This is a genomic window from Nocardia sp. A7 (assembly GCF_046549215.1).
Lineage (GTDB): Bacteria > Actinomycetota > Actinomycetes > Mycobacteriales > Mycobacteriaceae > Nocardia.
On the sequence record NZ_JAJPWE010000001.1, the window covers coordinates 1,796,873 to 1,817,194 of the forward strand.

Consider the following 20,322-nt stretch of genomic DNA (forward strand, 5'->3'; position numbering starts at 1 on the left):
GACCGGTAAACAAGTAAAGTTTTCCGGATCATGAGCAGGGAACAGACAGTGGTGCAGCCGGACATCGAAGCTGTGGTCCCGGATGCGACGCTGGTCGGTCAGCGCTTCGCCGTCCGCGATCACTACGAAGTCGGCCGCGAGAAGATCCGAGAATTCGCCAGGGCCGTGCAGAATCTGCACCCCGCCCATCAGCAGGAAGTCGACGCGCGCAAGCTCGGCTACGACGGTGTGATCGCCCCGCCGACGTTCGCCTCGGTGATCGGCATGACCGCCACCCGCGCCCTGCTCGACACTGTGCTCTCCGAGTACGACCTGTCGCAGGTGCTGCAGACCGACCAGGTTTTCGAGCTGTTCCACCCGATGCTGGCGGGCGACCGGATCAGCACCGAGATCGAGATCGAGTCGATCCGCCAGTTCAGCGACAACGACTTCATCAATGTCGGCTTCAAGCTGCGCAACCAGCACGACCAGGTCGCCGTGCAGGGCACCACCACGATCGTGGCCCGTCGCGGTGTCGAGGTCGACCCCAATATCGTCGAGGCCGTCGAGAACATCACCATGCACCCGCGCCCCGGCACCATCGCCGACGTCGGCACCGGCGACCTGCTGATCCGCCGCACCGGCCCCGCCCGCGCACTCCCCGCGCGCGAGATCGTCGCGGTCAACACCACCCCCGAATTCGACACCCTGGCGAAGGGCACCCCGCTGCCGCCCGCCACCGCCCGCCTCACCCGCGGCGACCTGGCCAACTACGCGGGCGTCTCCGGCGACCCCAATCCCATCCACTTCAGCGACCGCGCCGCCGAACTGGCAGGACTGCCCACCGTGGTCGCCCACGGCCTGCTCACCATGGGCCTGGCCGCCCAGTACCTGACCGACTGGCTCGGCGATCCGACCGCCATAGAGAAGCTGAGCGTGCGCTTCTCGGGATTCGTCCCGGTTCCCCCCGCCGAAGCAGGCGTCATCGAGTTCTCCGGAAAGATCAAGTCGGTCGACCCCGACCGCCGCGCGGCAACCGTGCTGTTGAGCGGAGTCTCCGAGGGCCGCAAGCTCTTCGGTCGAGCCGTAGCCGAGATCCGACTCACGTAGCACCCCTACTTCACCGCGATGAACACCAAAACCGTTCCACCGATGCGGATCACGTCCCCGTCAGCCAAAAGTGCGCCATTGTCGATCGGCACCTCGTTGACGTAGACCCCGTTGGCCGAGTGCAGGTCCTTGATCAGCAGGCCGGCCCGGCTTGGCATGATGTGCGCGTGATAGCGACTGGCCTTCGGATCATCGAGCACCAGTTCGTTGTCCGTCATGCGGCCGATTCTGATGCCGCCGTGCGGAATCGGCAGCGTACGCCCATCAGCGAACCGCAGATTCCCGTTCCGAATCGACTGCGGAACCTCGGTCACGGTCTCGGTCATCGCCGCGGCCACCTGGTCAGATCGCCTGGACGCCAACACATTCAACGGCTCCTGCCGCAGAACCCGCTGCTCCAACTCGATCAGCGCCGCGCCGGGATCGATCCCCAACTCCTCGGCCAGCACCCCACGCACCCGTCGGCACGCCTCCAGGGCGTCGGCCTGGCGCCCGGACAGATACAGCGCGGTGATCAACTGCCCCCACAGCGGCTCGCGCAACGGATGCTCGTTGGTCATCGACACCAACTCGCCGATCACCGAAGACGCCCGCCCACAGGCGATCTCAGCGTCGACGCGCGCGGAGACGGCAAGTAGCCGCTCCTCGTTCATCGCGGTGGCGAAACCGTCGGCGAACTGCAATCCGGCCAGGTCGGCCAGTGCCCGCCCGGTCCATTCCCGCAGCGCCGCACCGAAAAGGTTGGCCGCACCGGGGTGGTCGCCCGCGTCCAGACACCTAGAACCCGCTTCGCGCGCGCTCTCGAATCGGCCGAGATCGCAGGCGGTATCGGGGATTTCGAGCCGATACCCCGCGCCTTCGGTCCGCAGAACCTGTGCCGAATCGATCCCCGCGTTGCGCAGCGCTTTGCGGATATTCGACACGAACACCTGCAGGCTGGCCGCATAGGAATCCGGCGGATCCTCGTTCCAGACCATCTCGGCGAGCACAGCAGAAGACACCGCGCGCCGCCGGTTGACGGTGAGCGCGGCAAGGAGAGCGCGCGGCTTGGGCCCGCCGACCGCTACCGGCTCGCCGCCGACGAGCAGTCGAACGGGCCCGAGCACACGGACATCAAGACTCATGAGCTCGGGCCCCGTTTGTTGAAGCGAAAATCAGTAACCGCTGACGGAGCGTCCGGCCGACTTCAGGTCCTGGCAAGCTTCGAACACGCGCTCGGCCATCGAGGTCTCGGCCTTCTTCAGGTAGCTGCGCGGGTCGTAGACCTTCTTGTTGCCGACCTCACCGTCGATCTTCAGCACACCGTCGTAGTTGGCGAACATGTGACCGGCGATCGGGCGGGTGAAGGCGTACTGGGTGTCGGTGTCGACATTCATCTTCACCACGCCGTAGCGCAGCGAGTCCTCGATCTCGGACTTCAGCGAGCCCGAACCACCGTGGAAGACGAAGTCGAACGGCTGCGCACCGGACTCGAGGCCCAGCTTCTCGGCCGCGACGCGCTGACCCTCGGCCAGCACCTCGGGCTTGAGCACCACGTTGCCCGGCTTGTACACGCCGTGCACATTGCCGAAGGTGGCGGCGAGCAGGTACTTGCCGTTCTCGCCCGCACCGAGCGCCTCGATGGTCTTCTGGAAGTCCTCTGGCGAGGTGTAGAGCTTGTCGTTGATCTCGGCCTCGACGCCGTCTTCTTCGCCGCCGACGACACCGATCTCGACCTCGAGAACGATGTTGGCCGACTGGCAGGCCTTCAGCAGTTCCTTGGCGATCTCGAGGTTCTCGTCGATCGGGATGGCCGAGCCGTCCCACATGTGCGACTGGAACAGCGGGTTGAGGCCGTTGTTCACGCGCTCCTGCGAGATCGCGATCAGCGGACGCACGTAGGTGTCCAGCTTGTCCTTGGGGCAGTGATCGGTGTGCAGCGCGATCGTCACGCCGTAGCGGGCGGCGACGACGTGCGCGAACTCGGCCAGCGCCACCGCGCCGGTGACCATGTCCTTCACACCGAGGCCGGAGCCGAACTCGGCACCACCGGTGGAGAACTGGATGATGCCGTCACTGCCGGCGTCAGCGAAGCCCTTGATGGCGGCGTTGATCGTCTCCGACGAGGTGCAGTTGATAGCCGGGAACGCGAACGAGTGCGCCTTGGCCCGGCCGAGCATCTCGGCGTAGACCTCCGGGGTCGCGATAGGCACAGCAGTGACCTCCGTCTTGTGGGGTGCAAAAACCAATTCTGTCAGGCCACACCCTAAATCAGGAAGACGAACGGGGAATTACCCGGTGGGGCAAGGTTCACCCGCAGGGCACTCATGTCACAGATCGGACCGGTACTGTGGGGGCCGTGACTTTGCTGGCGGTATCCGATGCGGTGACGACCAACCTTGCGTTGACCCAGTTGCTGGACCCGATGTATCTACTCCAGGAGACCTGGCTCGCCAATGCGGTGCTGCCCGCCATCCTGGCGATTGTCTTCATCGAGACGGGTTTGCTGTTCCCGTTGCTGCCCGGTGACTCGCTGCTGTTCACCGGCGGCATGCTCGCCGCGCAACCGGGTTCGACCCTCTCGATCTGGGTCCTCGTACCGTTGGTGATTCTCACAGCCTTCGCCGGCGACCAGTGCGCGTATTGGATCGGCCGCAAGATCGGTCCGGCCATCTTCAAGAAGGAAGACAGCCGCTTCTTCAAGAAGCACTACGTCACCGAGACTCACGAGTTCTTCGAGAAGCACGGCCCCAAGACCATCATTCTGGCCAGGTTCGTGCCGATCGTGCGCACGTTCATGCCGGTGCTGGCCGGTGTGTCGCAGATGAGCTACCGCAAGTACGTGGCGTTCGACATCATCGGCGCGGTGCTGTGGGGCGGCGGCGTCACGGTGATCGGCTACTTCCTCGGCAATGTGCCGTTCATCCGCGACCACGTCGAAGCGATCTTCCTGCTGATCGTGTTCGTCTCCATCCTGCCCGCGATCATCACGGTCGGTAAGAAGGTGCTCGAGCGGCGCAAGGCACCGGTAGTCCCGGCGCAGAGCGGCGAGCTGGCGACTTCGACGAACGAGACGCACTGATCCTCGTGACCGCGGTACCGTCGACCCTCGCTGTGGGCAGCTTCGATCCACTGATCTCGGCAGGCCCCGCTGTGGTCTGCACGGTCGTGCTGGTTTTCGTCTTTCTCGAATGCGCGTTCATCATCGGGCTGTTCCTGCCCGGTGATTCCATGCTGATCACCGCGGGCATCGTGCTGGCCTCGCATGCCAATGGCGAGGCGCAGGTCTGGGCGTTGTCGGTGGGCACGATGCTCGCCGCGATCGCGGGTAATCAGGTGGGGTATGTCGTCGGGGCGCGCACCGGGCATCGCCTGGTCGCGCGCAAGAACGGCCGATATATCAACACCAAGAACCTGGCCAAGGTCACCGATCTGCTGGAACGGCACGGGTTCTTCGCGGTGCTGGTGGCGCGGTGGATTCCGTGGGTGCGCACGCTGTGTCCGATGGTGGCGGGCGCGGCCAAGATGGATCATCGCCGCTACACCGTCGCCAGCACGATCGGCGCGATCATCTGGGCGCCGGTGTTGCTGCTGATCGGGTATTACGCCGGTGAGTTCCTCGAGCAGGTGTCCTGGTTGATGCCAGCGGTGGTCTGCACGCTCGTCGTCGGTCTGGTGATCGGCACGGCTCTCGGGCTTCGCCACTACCGCCAGGAGATGGCGAAGCCGCTCGAAGACTACGATCTCGAGCCGAGCATCGCGGGCGAGACGGAGCGCTGAGCTACAGTCCGGCCGCGGTGACCTGGTAGGCCGCTTCCATCAGCATCCAGCCCGACAACTGCACCGATAGATCGCGTTCCGGCACGTCCGAGGCCGTCACCGAACCGCCGGCGGTGAACTTGCCCGCGCCCGTGGTGCCGCCGGGCAGCCGAGCCGGTTTGCTCCAGTCGAACCCGAACAGCGGCTCGCCTTCGTACTCGAGTCGATTGGCCCAGGCGGCGGTGGCCGAAGCCTTCACGATCGCGGCCGCACAGCGCCTGGCGGTTTCCTCCCGCCGACCCTCGCCGGGCAGCATCAGGGCGACCACCGCGAGATAGCGGGCCAGGATGCCGTTGAACAGGCCGCCGTCGCCACCACCACCGCCGTTGATCACCAGGCGCGTGGTCATGTGTTCTTCCACCGCGGCCAGCAACTTGCTGACCCGTTCGATGTGGCGTTCGTCGTCGTCGGTGTGCACGGCCAGTTCGGCCTCCAAACCGAGGACCACACCCTGGCAGTAACTGAACACCGGGCGTTCGATCTCGCCGGCGGGTAGGTGGATACCGTCGAGGATCAGGCCGGATTCGGGGTCGCGCAGGGTGGCGTCGAGCCAGTCGGCCATCTCTCGCGCGCGCTCCACCCGGCCAAGGCGCAGGAGCGCGATACCTGCCGGACCGTTGGCGGGGGCGTTGAAGAAGTCCGATTTGATCCGCCACGGAATGCCGCCGCCGACCTCGGGTTCCCACGCGCCGTAGAGCTTCTGCTCGAGGGCGAGCAGGCCGGCGCGGGCCGAGGTGAGGTCCTGGGTGCGTTCGGCGCGTTCCAGGGCGATGGCCAGCCAGGCCATGTCGTCGTAGTAGCGGTTGGTCCAACCGGTGAGGTTGCGCAGCCGGATGCCGCGGGCGATCGCGCCGATGCGTCGGCGCCGGGCGGGGGTGGGGACGCGATTGGCGGCGTCTACCGCGACGTCGAGCAGGTGGGCCTGCCACCAGTAGTGCCAGCCCGCGAAAGCCCGTTCGCGACGGGTGGCGGGCCAGCCGACAACACCCAATTCCGTTCCGGGAAAACCCCACAGCGTCCGCAGATGCCGCGAGACGATCGCGGACTCGGCCATATCGGCACGCTCGGACCACAGCGCCGGGGTGGGCACGGATCCGGCACGATCTTCAGGCTGGGGGCGCCGGCCGCTGCGCGAGGTCATGGCTCCATGGTGCCAGGTGGCACCGACATCGGCGTACCCATTTCGTTACCAGGCCGCGGACAGATCGCCATGTTGGCGAATCCAGGCGTGCATGGCGATGCCCGCGGCGACACCGGCGTTGATGCTGCGGGTGGAGCCGAATTGTGCGATCGAAACGGTCAGGGCTGCCGCGTCTTTCGCGTCATCGCTGACACCGGGACCCTCCTGGCCGAACAGCAGCAGGCAGTGCCGTGGCAGGTCCGCTGTTTCCAGTGGGACCGCGCCGGGCACGTTGTCGACGGCGACCACGGTCAGCCACTCGCGCGCGGCGAATTCGCGCAGTTCGGCGAGGTCGGTGTGGTGGACGAGGTGCTGGTAGCGGTCGGTGACCATCGCGCCGCGGCGGTTCCAGCGCCGTCTGCCGACAATGTGCACCGCGGCGGCGGCGAACGCGTTGGCGGTGCGCACGACGGTGCCGATGTTGGCGTCGTGGCCGAAGTTCTCGATGGCCACATGGAAGGGGAAGCGGCGGGCGTCGATGTCGGCGACGATCGCCTCGCGGGTCCAGTAGCGGTAGGCGTCGACGACATTGCGGCGGTCGCCCTCGACCAGCAGGACGGGGTCGTAGCGGGCGTCGGTGGGGACCGGGGTGTCGTATTCCTGCGCCCACGGACCGAGGCCGTGCGGGTGCTCGCCCCACTCGGTCGGGCCCGCGACCTCTGGTTCATTCACCCGGCCATGCTAGGCGACGCGGGGCGCCTATTCTGAAGTGATCGCTTCTCTTGGGTGGTGACGGCGATGGATCATGGGCGGGTTCTGCAGGCGCTGGTCGGCGTCGTGGCGGGGTATCTGATCGCGCTCGCGGTGTGGTTGGCATGGTTGGCCCCGCACGCCGAGCCGGGGACGAAGCCGTATCAGGTGATGATCATGGTCGGGCTGTTCGGCGCGAGCTGCGGAATCGCGATGGCGTGGGCGTCGATGCCGACGCGGGCGGATCGGCGGCTGCGCAAGCACGGGTTGGAGGGGTGGGCGCGGATCGATGGGGTGCATCAACTGAGCCGGACCGATCATTCGAGCGAGCTGATCGAGTTCGACGTGGAGCTCACGGTGCCGGGAGCCGAGAGTTATCACGGGACGATCGTGGTGGATGTGATGCCGGTGCACAAGCCGAAAATGGTTGTGGGAGAGACTGTTCCGATTCGCGTCGATCCGCAGGACCGGGATCGGATCATCCTGGACCTGTGAAGGCGGGTGCCAACGCGAGTCGCTAGGCGGGTTCGGACCCGACCGTCTGCGCGGTGGCGGGCTGAACCGCTTGCAGAGCGGCGGCCGGTGGCGCGGGCGTGGTCACGGGCGCGGGTTCGGTCGACACCGCGGGTGACGGGAGGCCGACGATCGGGAGGCCGCGGCGCAGGGTTCGTTGCCAGCGCAGCGGGTCGAAGACGGCCGGGTCGGTTTCCTCGATGAAGGCGCGGATCAGCTTCACGAAGCGATCGGGGTCGAAGTGGTGTGGGAAATGGCCTGCGCCCGCGAAGATCTCGATGCGACTGCCGGGGAACGCGCGGTGGGCGCGACCGGCGTGGCCCGACGGGATGACGGTGTCGCGGGTGCCGCCGATGACCAGTGTCGGCAGGTGGGCGGCGAGGTAGCCGCGGTCGAGCATGGTGATGGTTTGGCCGCGGCGGTCGGCGGCGGCGCGGATGGTGCGCAGGAAAGCGTTGCGGGCGCCCGGTTCGGCGAGGTGGCCGTAGAGGCGGAGCACGTATTCGGCGTCGGGACCGAGGCCGAGGCCACCCAGTGCGGTGACGATCGGCACCACGGCCGTCACCGCAGTGCGGACCGGCCAGCTGGTGATCGCCATCAGCGCCGGTCCCGCGCCTGCCAGCGTCGCGAGCCGGAACGCGGGATGCACGCCCGCCCCCATGCCCGCCGGGCACACCAGCACGATCCGCTCCACCTTCTCGGGAAACTGGTAGGCGAACTGCATCGCGACGCCACCACCGAGGGAGTGCCCGACGACGGTGATCCGCTCGATGCCAAGGACGCTGAGCAGGTCACGCATGCCGTTGGCGTAGGCCCCCACGGCGTAGTCGCCGCGCGGTTTATCTGATTGCCCGTGGCCGAGCAGGTCGGGCGCGATCACGGTGTAGTGCTCGGCGAGCGCGTCGAACACCGGCGCCCACGTTCCCGAGCTGTCGGTGATGCCGTGGATGAGCAGCAGCGGCGGCCCTGTTCCAGCCATCCGGAACGCCCGGCGATACCCGTGCACCTCGATGAACTGCGTTTCCCCGCTCATCTACGAAGCGTGCGCGCGAGGTATTGCGCCCCGACAACACGCAGGTAAGCGCCGTGTGACACCGCGTTCCAGAAATGAACCGACCAGCGTGGTGCGACCGAACCTCGACTACTGATCTCGCGAGCACATGGGTAACTCGTCGGGCACGAGCCGACCCGGCCGCTCGACGACCGCAAAGCGCCGACGCTACAGGTCCACAATCCTAGGTCTGGCCGAAATCGCGGGGAGGCGCAACTGTGAGCAAGTACTGGGCTGCGGCGTATGTCGCCAGGATGATGCCTTCGGTGATTCGGCGGGTGCGATCGTCTCTTGCGAAAAGGCGGCGCCCGACGATCAGGCCGTCCGAGATCGTGAACAGTAGGGCGCCGACGCCGTAGCGGCTGCGGGGGTCCGCGTTCGGAATGTTCAGGCCCGCAATGTTTTTCGCGTCCGGGGCGAGGGCTGGGTCCGAAGCGAGCGTTGCGGCGGTGCCCAAGGTGGCGCCGTAGACGGTGAGTGGGAGGGCGAGGTTCGGGGCTTTGGTGCGCAGCAGCCCCGCCGCGCCGACCCAGGCCACTACCCGGGGCAGGGCGATCTCGGGGCGGGGGCGGGCGCCGCGGTTCCACCAGAGCACGGAGTAGCCGGTTTGCATGACCGCGAAGGATGACGCGCCCGCGATGAGGCGGCGGTCGTCATCGGGGTCGAGGAGCAGCACGTCGCCGACCGTGGCCGCGGCCAGCGAGCCGAGCAGCAGTCGACGTTCCGCCGGAGCGAGATCGCCGCTGGTCGCCGTGTCGGCGGCCAGCAGCGGCATCAGTAGTGGCTTGGCCACCCATTGCAGGCGGTCGCGGCCGGTGACGGCACCGAACACGGTGACCGCCGCCGCCCCTATATACGCCGCGCGCAACCCTCGCATGTCAGAAGCTCGGTTCCTTCGGGGCGGGCGGCAGGGTGACGACCTGGCCCGCGTAACTCAGACCCGCGCCGAAGCCGAGCAGCAGCGCCAGCTGGCCGCCCTTCGCCTTGCCGGTGACCAGCATCTCCTCGATCGCGAGTGGCACCGAGGCGGCGGAGGTGTTGCCGGTGTTCTCGATGTCGTTGGCGATCGGGACCTCTTCGGCCAGACCGAGGTTCTTCTTCATCAGCTCGTTGATCCGGGCATTGGCCTGGTGCGGGACGAACACCTCGATGTCCTCCTTGGCCACCCCGGAGGACTCGAGTGCCGCCGAGAGCGCGCGCGGCAGGGTGACCGCGGCCCAGCGGAAGACCTTCGGGCCTTCCATGTGCAGCGACATCCGGCCGACGGCCTCGACCGCCGGGTCGGTGCCCTGCAGGGCCTGCGCCTTGTTCATGTACTCCAGGAAATCGACGTCCTGGGCGATGGCTTCGGCGTTCTCGCCGTCGCTGCCCCAGACCGTCGGGGAGATGCCGTTGTCCTCGGCCGGGCCGACGACCACAGCGCCCGCGCCATCACCGAAGATCATCGCGGTGCCGCGGTCGGTGGGGTCGAGGCCGACGGTCATCGTCTCGGCGCCGATCACCAGCACGTAGTCGAACGAACCCGCGCGGATCAGGTCGGCGGCGACGCCGAGCCCGTAACAGAAGCCACCGCAGCCGGACGTCAAATCGAAGGCGGCGACCCCGTTGAGCCCGAGGTCGAATGCTACCGAGGGCGCGCCGTGCGGGGTGAGCTTGAGCCAGCTCGAGGTGCACAGGATGACCGCGCCGATCTTGGTTCGATCGATCGGAGTGTTGTTCAGCGCGCGCTCGCCAGCCGCCGCGGCGATCGACCGGATCGTCTCGTCGCCGCTGATCCAGCGACGGTTGTGGATACCGGTGCGCTCGAAGATCCAATCGGGCGTCGAGTCGAGGGTCTCGCACACTTCGGCATTGCTGACGATGCGTTGCGGGCGGTAGGCACCGATCCCGAGCATCGCGACGTTGTCGCGACCTTTGTTTACTGCAATGCTCACCACAGGTGACTCACACGTCCTTCAGACTTTCCGGCCAGACCACGTCGTCGTCCGGTTTTGGCGTTGTCCAGGCTAGCTCAGGGCAAGATCGTCGAGCCCGAGGATCGACCGATATTCCAGCCCCTCGTCAGCAATGACCTGGTCAGCACCGGTTTCCCGGTCGACAACGGTGGCAACGCCGACCACGATCGCACCGGCGTCGCGCAGCGCGCGCACCGCGGTGAGCGGCGAGTTACCCGTGGTGGTGGTGTCCTCGACGACGAGCACCCGCTTGTCGACAATGTTGGGGCCCTCGATCTGACGCTGCATGCCGTGCGCCTTGGCCGCCTTGCGGACCACGAACGCGTCGATCGCGCGACCCGGCGCGTGCATCACGGCCATCGCGACCGGATCGGCGCCCATGGTGAGCCCACCGACAGCGTCGAAGTCCCAGTCGGCGACGAGTTCGCGCAGCAGCGAACCGATCAGCGGAGCCGCCTGGTGGTGCAGGGTCGCGCGGCGCAGGTCGACGTAGTAGTCGGCTTCCTTGCCCGAGGACAGCGTCACCTTGCCGTGCACGACCGCGAGCTCGCGCACGAGGGCGGCCAGCTGGTCGCGATCGGCCTTCGTGAGCGACTGACGTGCTTGGTCGATCATCTGAGTCATGTCCTTCCGCGTGCGTTGAAGAGTCCGCGATTGATGCGGGCCACCAGGGAGCGCGGGACGAAGCCCGCCACCGCGGTGAGCACCTTGTACTGCACGCCGGGCACGCTGATCACCCGGCCGGAGTCCAGATCCTGCAGGCACCCGTCGACGACCTGATCGACGTCGAGCCACAGGCGCTTGGGCAGCGAACCCATCTCGATGCCCGCGCGCTCGTGGAACTCGGTGTGCACGAATCCGGGGCACAGCGCTTGGACGCGGACACCTGTGCCCACCAATCCTCCCGCTAAACCCTCCGAGAAGGATACGACGTAGGCCTTTGAGGCCGAGTAGGTCGACCCCCGTCCGGAGAGCAGCCCGGCCACACTCGCCACATTCACGATCGAACCGGCACCCGCCGCGACCATCGACGGCAGGGCGGCTCGGGTGAGCTGCAGGACCGAGGTGACATTGACGTCGAGCTGGGCTTGCAGCTGCGCGGGTTCGAGCGTCCAGAACTCACCCGAATGCGCGAAACCCGCGTTGTTGACGAGGAATTCGATGCCCCGGGCAGCTCGGGCGGCGACGCGGGCGCGGTCGTCGTCATCGGCCAGGTCGGCGACGAGGACCTCCGCCGACGTGGCGAAACGGCGCGCCAATTCGTCGGCCAGCTCGCGTAGTCGTTCCTCGTTCCTGGCGACGAGGACCAGGTCGTAGCCGAGGGCGGCCAGCCGGTGGGCGAAGCCGTGCCCGATACCGGACGTCGGTCCGGTGATCATGGCGACGGGGCGGTGTACGCCGGGCGGGCGCGAAGGACTATCAGACATCGCTGGTCGATTCCGGTCGACGGGGTGCCGCGACGACTACCGCGGCAGGTGGATCACTTCGGTACGGGGCCCTGGTACGGACGGAAACCGGGGTGGAACGGTCCACCCGGCTGACCCGGTTCCGCGTCGTCGAGTGGGGGCTCGGTGCGGGGACGCGGCTCGGGGACGACGGCCAACGAGGGACGCTTCGGCGGTTCGCCGAGTGGGCGGCGGCCGGGGGCAGGCTGGTCTTCGAACTCGGGGTCGTCGAGGTCGGGGTCGTAATCGGCGGGGAGTGCGGGGGCACGGCCACCGATCGGCGCGCGATCGTCGCGGGGCGGGCCGCCTCGGGACTCGTCATCGTCGCGGCGGGCCGCCGCACCTCGGGTCGCATAGGGCTCGTCGTCGTCCGTGCCGACTCGACTGTCGTCGGTCTCGGGCGGGCGTGCCGCCGCGCCGCGCGTGGCGTAGGGCTCGTCGTCATCGAGGTCGTCGGGTCCGGGGAAGCGGGCACGGCCCCGCTCATCGGCATCGAATCCGGCACGACTAGAGGCGAATTCGCGATCGGCATCTTCTTCGTCGTACTCGGGGCGGAAGCCCGGCGCGAGATTGGCACTCGACCGTGGCCGGGTGAACTCGTTCGGCTCGGCCACCGGCGGCAGCACGTGCAGCAGGCCGGACAGCCGGAGCACCACGTCGATCGCGGTCTCCCAGTCCTTGGATCCGCTGCCCACCGGAAGCATGCCGAGGGTCCAGTTGCCCTCGCTCCACAGCATCTGCACGGTGTCGGACAGCGACTCGATGAAGCCGACCATTCGCTGATCGACGGCGTGACGCGCGATCTCGGGATCGGTGGCGAACACGACCCGGTCGCCGATGGCGCCGAGCAGTTCCAGATCGTGGTCCTTCGGTGGCGACGCGGTTTTGAGCCGCATGTCGACGTCGATCTCGGAACCGATCTGGCGGCGCACGGCTACCAGGGTCGCCGCGTCCTCCAGGTCGAAGAGCACGAACTTCTCGCCCTTGCGAATGCCGGAGACCACGTCGACCGCCGAGAGGTAGCCGAGCTTGGCCAGCGCGCCACGACGCCACGTGGAGGCGAGCGCGGGTTCCACCGACACATAGGTGTAGCCCTGGGACTTCGCCCACACCTGTCTGGCGTGTCCGGTGCGCTGGCGCTGGACCCGATCGAAATACAACAGGACGACCGCACCCACGAGTGCGATCGCTGCTAACCCGAACCACATAGCCGTCATCGTCGCCTAGCCTATCCAGCCGTCGCCGTGATTGCCCGGTAGCACCGGGGATTCGACGCGCGGGTCGCTCATCGGGGGCCGCCCGGCAACGCCGTACTGATGATGATCTTGGCGTGGATCGACCCGTCTGGGTTCTTGTCGCCCTGCACCATAACCATGTCGCCCACCGGAAGCTCGCTCGCCTTCGTGCTGGTCAACGAGATCACCTGGGTGGCATCGTCGATCAGCACCCGAACGTCGGATCCGCCGAGGGTGCTCATGGTGATCTCGGTGCCGGTATTGGCGGTGATGCTGCCCATGGTGGCGCCGAGATCTTCGCCGCCCAGACCTGGCAGACCGGGCAATCCGCTCGTGCTCGGCGGCGCGCCGGGAGTGGTCTGTTTCAGCGTCGGCGGGACGAGGAGTTGACTGGTCGTCGGCGGCGACGCGGTGTTGTCGTCCGAGTCGTTGCCGCTCAACACGAGACCGGCCAGGACTCCACCGACCGCGATCAACGCCAGCACGCCGACACCGAGAGCGATCCACAACCCGATGTGTCGTTTGGGCGGTTCTCCCTGGTCACCGTCCTGCGGGCGTGGTGGATAACCGGGCGGCGGCCCCTGGTTGTAACCGGGCGGCGGCGCGCCCTGATACCCCTGGTTGTAGCCGGGTGGCGCCTGCTGAGGTGGAGGTTGCGCTGCCGGATAACCACTTTCGTAGGCACCCCATGCCTCGTCGTGCGGCGGCAACGCCCGCGTCGGGTTCGACGGTTGCCCCCACTCGTCGAACGCATTGCCGCCGTACTGCGTGGTCGACTCGGTGCCCGACGAACCCAGCCGTTCGGTCGGCGCGTCGTCCGGGCGTTGCCACGGATCCTTGGGGTTCGTCATGGACTCCAGGGTAGGACAGGCCGGCGCGTTTGGGAGGTCCCTACGCACCGGCCTGTGGATAAATCACGGGCTGTGGACAACTTCGCGTTCGACGACGAGCTTGTCGGTGGCGTCGTCCACACTCACCTTCACCGTGTCACCGTCGGCGACCGAACCGGAGAGCAGTTCCTTGGCCAAGCTGTCGCCGATGGCCTGCTGGATCAGCCTGCGCAGCGGGCGCGCGCCGTAGGCCGGGTCGTAGCCGCGCACGGCGAGCCACTGTTTGGCTTCGGCGGTGACATCGAGGGTCAACCTGCGCTGGGACAGCCGTTTCTGCAGCTGACGCAGGTTGATGTCGACGATCGATTCCAGCTGTTTCGCGTCGAGCGCGTGGAACATCACGACGTCGTCGAGCCGGTTGATGAACTCCGGCTTGAACGCGCGCCGCACCGCCTCCATCACCTGATCGCGGTCGCCACCGGCGCCGAGATTGGAGGTGAGGATGAGGATGGTGTTGCGGAAGTCGACCGTGCGACCCTGGCTGTCGGTGAGCCTGCCTTCGTCGAGAACTTGCAACAAAATATCGAAGACGTCCGGGTGTGCCTTCTCGATCTCGTCGAACAGCACCACCGAATACGGCCGCCTGCGCACCGCTTCGGTGAGCTGGCCGCCCTGGTCGTAGCCGACATATCCGGGCGGCGCGCCGACGAGTCGGGCCACCGAGTGCTTCTCGCTGTACTCGCTCATGTCGATACGCACCATGGCGCGCTCGTCGGCGAACAGGAAGTCGGCCAGCGATTTCGCCAGTTCCGTCTTACCGACACCGGTCGGGCCGACGAACAGGAACGAGCCTGTCGGGCGGTTCGGATCGGCGACACCGGCGCGCGCCCTTCGCACCGCGTCCGAGACGGCCTGCACCGCTTCTTCCTGGCCGACGACGCGACCTGCGACCTCGGTTTCCATCCGCAGCAGCTTGGCGGTCTCGCCTTCGAGCATGCGCCCGACCGGCACCCCGGTCCACGCCGAAACCACATCCGCGATGTCGTCGGGAGTCACCTCCTCGTTGAGCATCATCTCACCGTCGGACGCTGCGGCACTGGTCTTTTCGGCGTCGGCGAGCTCCTTCTCCAGGTCGGGAATGCGCTTGTAGCGCAGCTCGGCGACCTTGCCGAGATCACCGTCGCGTTCGGCCCGCTCCGACTCCCCGCGCAGCGCCTCCAACTGCTCTTTGAGCCCACGAGCCGAGTCGAGTGCGTTCTTCTCGTTCTGCCAGCGGGTGGTGAGCTGGCTGAGCTTCTCGCGGTCGTCGGCCAATTCCTGACGCAGCTTCTCCAGCCGCTGCTTCGACGCGGCGTCGGTCTCCTTCTCCAGCGCCACCTCCTCGATCTCGAGGCGCCGCACGGCCCGCTCGATCTCGTCGATTTCGACGGGACGCGAGTCGATCTCCATCCGCAACCGTGACGCCGATTCGTCGATCAGGTCGATCGCCTTGTCGGGCAGGAAGCGCGAGGTGATGTAGCGGTCCGACAGCGTCGCGGCCGCGACCAGCGCCGAGTCGGTGATCCGTACGCCGTGGTGCACCTCGTAGCGCTCCTTGATGCCGCGCAGGATGCCGATGGTGTCGGCCACCGACGGCTCGCCGACCAGCACCTGCTGGAAACGCCGCTCGAGCGCCGCGTCCTTCTCGATGTACTTGCGGTACTCGTCGAGGGTGGTCGCGCCGACCAGACGCAGCTCGCCGCGAGCCAGCAGAGGCTTGATCATGTTGCCCGCGTCCATCGCCGAGTCGCCGGTGCCGCCAGCGCCGACGATGGTGTGCAGCTCGTCGATGAAGGTGACGATCTCGCCCGCGCTGTTCTTGATGTCGTCGAGCACGGCCTTGAGCCGCTCCTCGAATTCACCGCGATACTTCGCGCCAGCGACCATCGCGCCGAGGTCGAGGGAGACAACCTTCTTGTTGCGCAACGACTCCGGTACGTCACCTTCGATGATGCGCCGCGCCAGACCTTCGACGATGGCGGTCTTGCCGACGCCGGGTTCGCCGATGAGGACGGGGTTGTTCTTGGTGCGCCTGCTCAGAACCTGTACCACGCGGCGGATCTCGGTGTCGCGACCGATCACCGGGTCCAGTTTGCCCGCGCGCGCCAGGTCGGTGAGGTCGGTGGAGTACTTCTCCAGCGCCTGGTAGCTGGCTTCCGGGTCGGCACTGGTGACCCGGCCGCTGCCGCGGACCGCGGTGAACGCGTCGCGCAGGGCTTCCGGGGTGGCACCGTGCTTGCGCAGCAGCTGGGCGACATCCGAATTGCCCTCGGCCAGCCCCACCAGCAGGTTTTCGGTGGACACGAACTCGTCGCCGAGCTCGCTGGCGAGCCGCTGGGCCGCGGTCATCGCGGCGAGTACCTCGCGGCCCAGTTGGGGTGTGGTGGTGGCGCCGGTAGCGCGCGGCAGCCGGTCGACGAGGGCGCCTGCTTCCCGTTCGACTGTCGCCGGATCGACTCCGATGGCCTTGAGCAGCGGTGCGGCGATGCCATCGGTTTGATCCAGCAACGCCACCAGCAGATGCGCCGGACGGATCTCCGGATTGCCCGCCGCCGCGGCGGCCTGAAGGGCGGCGTTGAAGGCCGCCTGCGTCTTGGTGGTGGGATTGAACGAGTCCACGAATCTCCTTGGGTGTGTCCGGTATCGACTTGTTCAACGCTCGAAAAGTTGAGTCTGTTCCGCTCAACTTCAAAAATTTTCCCCGACTTCCGATCCGGCTTCACGCTACGCCGCGACACCACCGAAGACGACCAATCACTGCATGTCGGACGGCTATCCGCCTAGGATTACGGTGCCCGGCTCCACCCGAAGATGCGAGGAGTTCACCCCCTATGCGCGCGATCGTGGTTCAGAAGTTCGGCGCGACACCCGAGCTCGCCGATGTGCCGGTTCCCCAACCGGGTGCCGGTGAGGTTCAGGTGGCACTCGACGCGGCCGGGGTCAATCCGTTCGACCTGAAGATGGCGGACGGTCTGCTGAAGGGCAAGATGCCGATCGACTTCCCGATGATCCTCGGCGTCGACGGTGCGGGCACCGTCTCGGCGATCGGCACCGGCGTCACCAAGTTCAAGGTGGGCGACAAGGTGGTCGGCAAATTCCTGACCGCACCCGCGGGCCACGGCAGTTGGGCGCAGTACGCCACGGTCCCCGAGGACGCGACCCTCGTCCCGATCCCCGACGGCGTCACCGCGGTCGCCGCGGCGGCGCTGCCGGTCGCAGGCGTGACCGCCCAAGACCTGGTCGACGCCGCCCGTATCCAGCCCGACCAGACGGTACTGATCGTCGGCGCGACCGGCGGAGTCGGCTCGTTCCTCGTGCAACTGGCCAATATCGCCGGCGCCCATGTGATCGCGACCGCGCGCGGCGATGCCACCGACCAGGTAGCGCGTCTCGGCGCCGCCGAAACTGTCGACTACACCCGGACCCGCCCCGCTGACCCGAATCTCGTCGATCCGGACCCGGCCACCCATCAGGACTCGAGCGTCACCGACGCCGTCCGCTTCACCCACCCCGACGGCATCGACGTGCTGTTCGACTTGATCAGCACGGCCCGCGATTTCGCGTCACACGCCACCCTTGTCCGTCGCGGTGGACATGCCTATTCGACGACCTGGGCAGCCGACGAAGCCGCGCTGCGCGACCGCGACCTCACCGGCGGCAATTTCGAATCCAAGGGTCGCGCACCGGAATTGAGCCGATTATTGTCCCGGGTCGCGGCGGGTGATGTTGTTGTTCCGGTGCAGATGACGGTGCCGCTCGAAGCCGCGCCCGCCGTACTCGGTGCGGGCAGTGCGCGCGGAAAAACCGTTCTCGCAATCTGATTCACGTTGACCGGGGGACCAGCCGATCGAATGCGAGCGGGGTGTTGACTGCCTATAACGGGCCGGTCGGCATGGACTTGCAGGTGAGCAACGGATAACCCCGCCTCGCCGAGATGGGTTCCGATCTGCCTATCCGGGATGATCGACGTGGATCGGTGTCGACCCGATGAAATGATTGATCAGGTCGGCCGTGCGGATGGGTTGGTCTTCGGCCACCCAGGTCAGCGAGTCCGTGATCGATTCGAGGCGGGCGTTCGGAAAGTCTTCCGCGAGCCGTTCCGCGTGCGCGTAGGGGAAGAACTTGTCGTCTTCGGCCCATGCGATGAGAACCGGAAGTGTGGACGATGCGAAACGAGCGGCAGCATCGAGCGTGTACTTGTTGTCGACCGTACGAAGGAATTCGAGACTGTCGCGCACGACGCCCTGGTCGTGTGTCAATCCGTGCAGGTAGTGGTCTATCAGTTCGCTGCTGATCGGATTGCAGGACAGTCCGCCGAATCCGAGTCGCGAGCGCGCACAGGCGTGCCGAAGGGTGGAGATTCGCAGGAGCCGACCGATGAGCGTGCCCGCCCCCGGTGTCCGGGCCATCCAGCACATGTAGTCGAACAGTGGCGGCGGGAAGTTCTCATAGGCATCGCACGGAGTCAGCACGAGCCTGGCGATTCGTTCGGGGCGATGGGCCACGACGAGCTGGGCGAGCATGCCGCCGCCATCGTTGCCGACCAGCGTCACCTCATCGAGATCGAGCGTCTCGATCACATCGGCGATGGTGTGGGCGATCCCCAGCGCGGTCAGATCCGCATCGGAAGCCATCGGGATCCGGTGCGCTCCGAAAGGCCAGTCGGCTGTGACGCACCGATACGAATCGGCCAGTGGTGGAACAACTTTGCGCCACGCGGCGGCATTGGCGAACAGGCCGTGAACGAACAGCACCGGCTCGCCCTGACCGCGTTCGTAGATCCGGACCGTGCCCTGCGGCAAGTGCACGAGGCGTGATTCGCCGAGTTCGGTGACAACACTCATCACGGGGTCCTCTCGATTGATACGCGATTCGTTTCGGTTGATTTCGTGCAAGCATGGCGGCCGTGGGTGAGCTACCGCTTCCAGAAACGTGCTACCCGTCGGCAGCACCGCGCGCGGACGTGTGGTTGTGGATCGGACACGCCGTCTATCGCGGACCTTCGCTGCGACTCGACCGCCATTCAGGGTCGGTGCACTGCCTGGCTGTCGGCATCGATGCCCCGTTCACCCTGCACGCCGATTCGTTCGGTCAGCGCACCGTGCGGAGCGCGTTGATCCCCCCGCGCACACTCCATCAGGTAGTCGCGAGAAAAACCCGAATGTTGTTCTGCTACATCGACCCTGGCTCACCTCGCGCGCATTCCTGCTGGGATCACATGTCGGTTCGCGTGCACGAGTTCGGCATCGACCACAACCAGGAAACCGCTCTGCTCGGCCTCGCCGACCGAGATGACCTCGACCCCACCGAGGTGATGGATCTCGCGTGTGGTCCCAGCCATATCTCGCTCGATCCGAGAATCGCCGCCGCGACCGCGATCGTCCGCGCCCACGCGACCGGAACGATCACCGCGGACCAACTCGCCGGCGAAGTGAATCTGTCGAAATCCCGGCTGCTGCACCTGTTCGCCGATCACGCGGGCACCACATTTCGCCGCTACCGGATCTGGGCGCGAATGCTCGCCGTCGGCCGCGCGGTCGCGAAGGGCGCGGACCTCACCACCGCCGCGACCGATGCCGGATTCGCCAGCCCGTCACATTTCAGCGACACCTTTCACGCCATGTGCGGGCTCAATGCCAGTGATCTTCTCGGCGCCGGCGCACGAATCACCGTCTTGGACTGACATCTCGCCCAACGCGAACACCGGAGGTCAGCTGGTCACCGCACCGAAGGCTCAGCGGGGGAGGTAGGTGCCGGTGCGGGCCTTGGTGGCTGTGGTGGTGAGGATGGTGGTGAGGGTGGATTGGATTCGGGCGGGGGTGGTGGGTTTGGCGATGAAGGTGGTTTCGCCGTAGAAGACGTAGCGGCCGTCGCCGGGGATGTCGTGGAGTTGGAAGTCGTCGCGGCCTTCGGTGTGGCGGTTGTCGACGCTGGCGTGGGCGTAGACGCCGATGTGGGTGAGGGTGGTGGTGGGTTTCGCCAGGAAGGATTCGAGTTGTTCGCGGGGGGTGGGGTTCCAGCGGTCGCGGACGTGGGGGCGGGGGGCGGCGAGTTCCGCTGCGGTGACGCGGATTTCGCGGCCTTTGCCGGGGGCGACCTTGGGGAGGGTGGCGAGGACGGCGGGGGCGAGCGCTTCGGGGTCGAAGAGGTGGAGGGTGACGTCGCCGGGGTTCGCGTCGTCGCCGGGGGCTTGGACAGCGAGGGAGGCGTAGGTGTCGCGGGTGCCGCCGTGGGCGCGGATCGTTTTGACGCCCTTGGACGCGCCCGCCACCTCGACGCGGGCGTGTGGGGCGAGCAGGGCGGCCATGGCGCGGTCGAGGTCGCTGTCGAATTCGGCCATCAGATTCTCGGCCGCCTTGCTGCGCAGGCGCAGGATCTCGGCGTGGGTTTCGACGTCGGTGTGGCGGTGGTGCAGAGGGTACGGGAGGACGTCGCGGCCTGCGGCTTCCCAGAGGGTGCGGAAATCTAGGGCGGTGAGATGCCAGGTTCGCACGGGA

The 20,322-nt window shown here is 67.0% G+C and carries 20 protein-coding genes; 6 read left to right on the top strand and 14 right to left on the bottom strand.

What is annotated here, in order from left to right; translation table 11 throughout:
- Window positions 1-30: 30 nt before the first annotated feature.
- Complete coding sequence (locus tag ACLJPD_RS08145) at window positions 31-1,089, top strand: fused (3R)-hydroxyacyl-ACP dehydratase subunits HadA/HadB (protein ID WP_410871222.1); 1,059 nt, start codon at window positions 31-33, stop codon at window positions 1,087-1,089.
- 5 nt (window positions 1,090-1,094) lie between these two features.
- Here ACLJPD_RS08145 and ACLJPD_RS08150 read toward each other — a convergent pair whose 3' ends face one another.
- Both ACLJPD_RS08150 and fbaA read right to left on the bottom strand, forming a co-directional pair.
- Window positions 1,095-2,213, bottom strand: coding sequence for a BTAD domain-containing putative transcriptional regulator (locus ACLJPD_RS08150; protein WP_410871223.1), 1,119 nt, complete (start codon window positions 2,211-2,213; stop codon window positions 1,095-1,097).
- 30 nt (window positions 2,214-2,243) lie between these two features.
- Window positions 2,244-3,281, bottom strand: coding sequence for a class II fructose-bisphosphate aldolase (gene fbaA / locus ACLJPD_RS08155; RefSeq protein ID WP_410871224.1), 1,038 nt, complete (start codon window positions 3,279-3,281; stop codon window positions 2,244-2,246).
- A 212-nt stretch (window positions 3,282-3,493) separates the two neighbouring features.
- Here fbaA and ACLJPD_RS08160 point away from each other — a divergent pair, with 212 nt between their 5' ends.
- Together ACLJPD_RS08160 and ACLJPD_RS08165 are read left to right on the top strand one after the other, a co-directional pair.
- Window positions 3,494-4,150: a DedA family protein gene (locus tag ACLJPD_RS08160; RefSeq protein ID WP_410871966.1), complete on the top strand. Its 657-nt coding sequence runs from the start codon at window positions 3,494-3,496 to the stop codon at window positions 4,148-4,150.
- A gap of 5 nt (window positions 4,151-4,155) precedes the next feature.
- Window positions 4,156-4,848, top strand: a complete 693-nt coding sequence (locus ACLJPD_RS08165; protein WP_410871225.1) for a DedA family protein — start codon at window positions 4,156-4,158, stop codon at window positions 4,846-4,848.
- Window position 4,849: 1 nt separating this feature from the next.
- On the opposite strand, the gene ACLJPD_RS08170 is transcribed toward ACLJPD_RS08165, so the two are convergent.
- Both ACLJPD_RS08170 and ACLJPD_RS08175 read right to left on the bottom strand, forming a co-directional pair.
- Complete coding sequence (locus ACLJPD_RS08170) at window positions 4,850-5,941, bottom strand: glycoside hydrolase family 76 protein (protein ID WP_410871967.1); 1,092 nt, start codon at window positions 5,939-5,941, stop codon at window positions 4,850-4,852.
- 132 nt (window positions 5,942-6,073) lie between these two features.
- Entirely contained in the window at window positions 6,074-6,739 is a 666-nt protein-coding gene (locus ACLJPD_RS08175; protein WP_410871226.1) for a TrmH family RNA methyltransferase, read from the bottom strand.
- 66 nt (window positions 6,740-6,805) lie between these two features.
- On the opposite strand from ACLJPD_RS08175, the gene ACLJPD_RS08180 reads away from it, so the two are divergent.
- A complete protein-coding gene (locus ACLJPD_RS08180; protein WP_410871227.1) occupies window positions 6,806-7,252 on the top strand; it encodes a hypothetical protein in 447 nt (148 codons plus the stop codon).
- Between the two features lie 22 nt (window positions 7,253-7,274).
- Here the strand turns inward: ACLJPD_RS08180 and ACLJPD_RS08185 are convergent, their stop codons facing one another.
- The 8 genes from ACLJPD_RS08185 to clpB form a co-directional block, all read right to left on the bottom strand.
- Window positions 7,275-8,303: an alpha/beta fold hydrolase gene (locus ACLJPD_RS08185; RefSeq protein ID WP_410871228.1), complete on the bottom strand. Its 1,029-nt coding sequence runs from the start codon at window positions 8,301-8,303 to the stop codon at window positions 7,275-7,277.
- A 202-nt stretch (window positions 8,304-8,505) separates the two neighbouring features.
- Entirely contained in the window at window positions 8,506-9,198 is a 693-nt protein-coding gene (locus tag ACLJPD_RS08190) for a lysoplasmalogenase family protein (RefSeq protein WP_410871229.1), read from the bottom strand.
- Between the two features lies 1 nt (window position 9,199).
- A complete protein-coding gene (locus tag ACLJPD_RS08195; protein WP_410871230.1) occupies window positions 9,200-10,258 on the bottom strand; it encodes a beta-ketoacyl-ACP synthase III in 1,059 nt (352 codons plus the stop codon).
- A gap of 69 nt (window positions 10,259-10,327) precedes the next feature.
- Entirely contained in the window at window positions 10,328-10,891 is a 564-nt protein-coding gene (gene pyrE / locus ACLJPD_RS08200; RefSeq protein ID WP_410871231.1) for an orotate phosphoribosyltransferase, read from the bottom strand.
- 5 nt (window positions 10,892-10,896) lie between these two features.
- Window positions 10,897-11,703, bottom strand: coding sequence for an SDR family NAD(P)-dependent oxidoreductase (locus tag ACLJPD_RS08205; protein ID WP_410871232.1), 807 nt, complete (start codon window positions 11,701-11,703; stop codon window positions 10,897-10,899).
- A 53-nt stretch (window positions 11,704-11,756) separates the two neighbouring features.
- Window positions 11,757-12,938, bottom strand: a complete 1,182-nt coding sequence (locus tag ACLJPD_RS08210) for a hypothetical protein (RefSeq protein ID WP_410871234.1) — start codon at window positions 12,936-12,938, stop codon at window positions 11,757-11,759.
- Between the two features lie 68 nt (window positions 12,939-13,006).
- Window positions 13,007-13,807 (bottom strand): DUF5666 domain-containing protein, encoded by an 801-nt coding sequence (locus ACLJPD_RS08215; RefSeq protein ID WP_410871236.1) that lies wholly within the window; start codon window positions 13,805-13,807, stop codon window positions 13,007-13,009.
- A gap of 63 nt (window positions 13,808-13,870) precedes the next feature.
- The gene (gene clpB / locus ACLJPD_RS08220) at window positions 13,871-16,444 is read right to left on the bottom strand and encodes an ATP-dependent chaperone ClpB (RefSeq protein WP_410871238.1); all 2,574 of its coding nucleotides are present in this window, start codon (window positions 16,442-16,444) and stop codon (window positions 13,871-13,873) included.
- A 212-nt stretch (window positions 16,445-16,656) separates the two neighbouring features.
- Here clpB and ACLJPD_RS08225 point away from each other — a divergent pair, with 212 nt between their 5' ends.
- Window positions 16,657-17,646, top strand: coding sequence for an NADP-dependent oxidoreductase (locus tag ACLJPD_RS08225; protein WP_410871239.1), 990 nt, complete (start codon window positions 16,657-16,659; stop codon window positions 17,644-17,646).
- 129 nt (window positions 17,647-17,775) lie between these two features.
- Here the strand turns inward: ACLJPD_RS08225 and ACLJPD_RS08230 are convergent, their stop codons facing one another.
- Window positions 17,776-18,669 carry an alpha/beta fold hydrolase gene (locus ACLJPD_RS08230; protein ID WP_410871240.1) on the bottom strand — a complete coding sequence of 298 codons (894 nt, stop codon included), beginning with the start codon at window positions 18,667-18,669 and terminating at the stop codon, window positions 17,776-17,778.
- A 62-nt stretch (window positions 18,670-18,731) separates the two neighbouring features.
- Between ACLJPD_RS08230 and ACLJPD_RS08235 the strand changes: the two genes are divergently transcribed.
- Window positions 18,732-19,508, top strand: coding sequence for a helix-turn-helix domain-containing protein (locus ACLJPD_RS08235; protein WP_410871241.1), 777 nt, complete (start codon window positions 18,732-18,734; stop codon window positions 19,506-19,508).
- 51 nt (window positions 19,509-19,559) lie between these two features.
- Here ACLJPD_RS08235 and ACLJPD_RS08240 read toward each other — a convergent pair whose 3' ends face one another.
- On the bottom strand, window positions 19,560-20,318 hold the full coding sequence (locus tag ACLJPD_RS08240; RefSeq protein ID WP_410871243.1) for an ESX secretion-associated protein EspG: 759 nt from the start codon (window positions 20,316-20,318) through the stop codon (window positions 19,560-19,562).
- Window positions 20,319-20,322: the final 4 nt, after the last annotated feature.

Excerpts from the sequence above, each read along its gene's own strand:
- ACLJPD_RS08145 (WP_410871222.1), top strand. The coding sequence starts at position 31 with ATGAGCAGGGAACAGACAGTGGTGCAGCCGGACATCGAAGCTGTGGTC.
- ACLJPD_RS08150 (WP_410871223.1), bottom strand. The coding sequence starts at position 2,213 with ATGAGTCTTGATGTCCGTGTGCTCGGGCCCGTTCGACTGCTCGTCGGC.
- ACLJPD_RS08160 (WP_410871966.1), top strand. The coding sequence starts at position 3,494 with ATGTATCTACTCCAGGAGACCTGGCTCGCCAATGCGGTGCTGCCCGCC.
- ACLJPD_RS08170 (WP_410871967.1), bottom strand. The coding sequence starts at position 5,941 with ATGGCCGAGTCCGCGATCGTCTCGCGGCATCTGCGGACGCTGTGGGGT.
- ACLJPD_RS08180 (WP_410871227.1), top strand. The coding sequence starts at position 6,806 with ATGGATCATGGGCGGGTTCTGCAGGCGCTGGTCGGCGTCGTGGCGGGG.
- ACLJPD_RS08185 (WP_410871228.1), bottom strand. The coding sequence starts at position 8,303 with ATGAGCGGGGAAACGCAGTTCATCGAGGTGCACGGGTATCGCCGGGCG.
- ACLJPD_RS08190 (WP_410871229.1), bottom strand. The coding sequence starts at position 9,198 with ATGCGAGGGTTGCGCGCGGCGTATATAGGGGCGGCGGCGGTCACCGTG.
- pyrE (WP_410871231.1), bottom strand. The coding sequence starts at position 10,891 with ATGATCGACCAAGCACGTCAGTCGCTCACGAAGGCCGATCGCGACCAG.
- ACLJPD_RS08205 (WP_410871232.1), bottom strand. The coding sequence starts at position 11,703 with ATGTCTGATAGTCCTTCGCGCCCGCCCGGCGTACACCGCCCCGTCGCC.
- ACLJPD_RS08210 (WP_410871234.1), bottom strand. The coding sequence starts at position 12,938 with ATGACGGCTATGTGGTTCGGGTTAGCAGCGATCGCACTCGTGGGTGCG.
- ACLJPD_RS08215 (WP_410871236.1), bottom strand. The coding sequence starts at position 13,807 with ATGACGAACCCCAAGGATCCGTGGCAACGCCCGGACGACGCGCCGACC.
- ACLJPD_RS08225 (WP_410871239.1), top strand. The coding sequence starts at position 16,657 with ATGCGCGCGATCGTGGTTCAGAAGTTCGGCGCGACACCCGAGCTCGCC.
- ACLJPD_RS08230 (WP_410871240.1), bottom strand. The coding sequence starts at position 18,669 with ATGAGTGTTGTCACCGAACTCGGCGAATCACGCCTCGTGCACTTGCCG.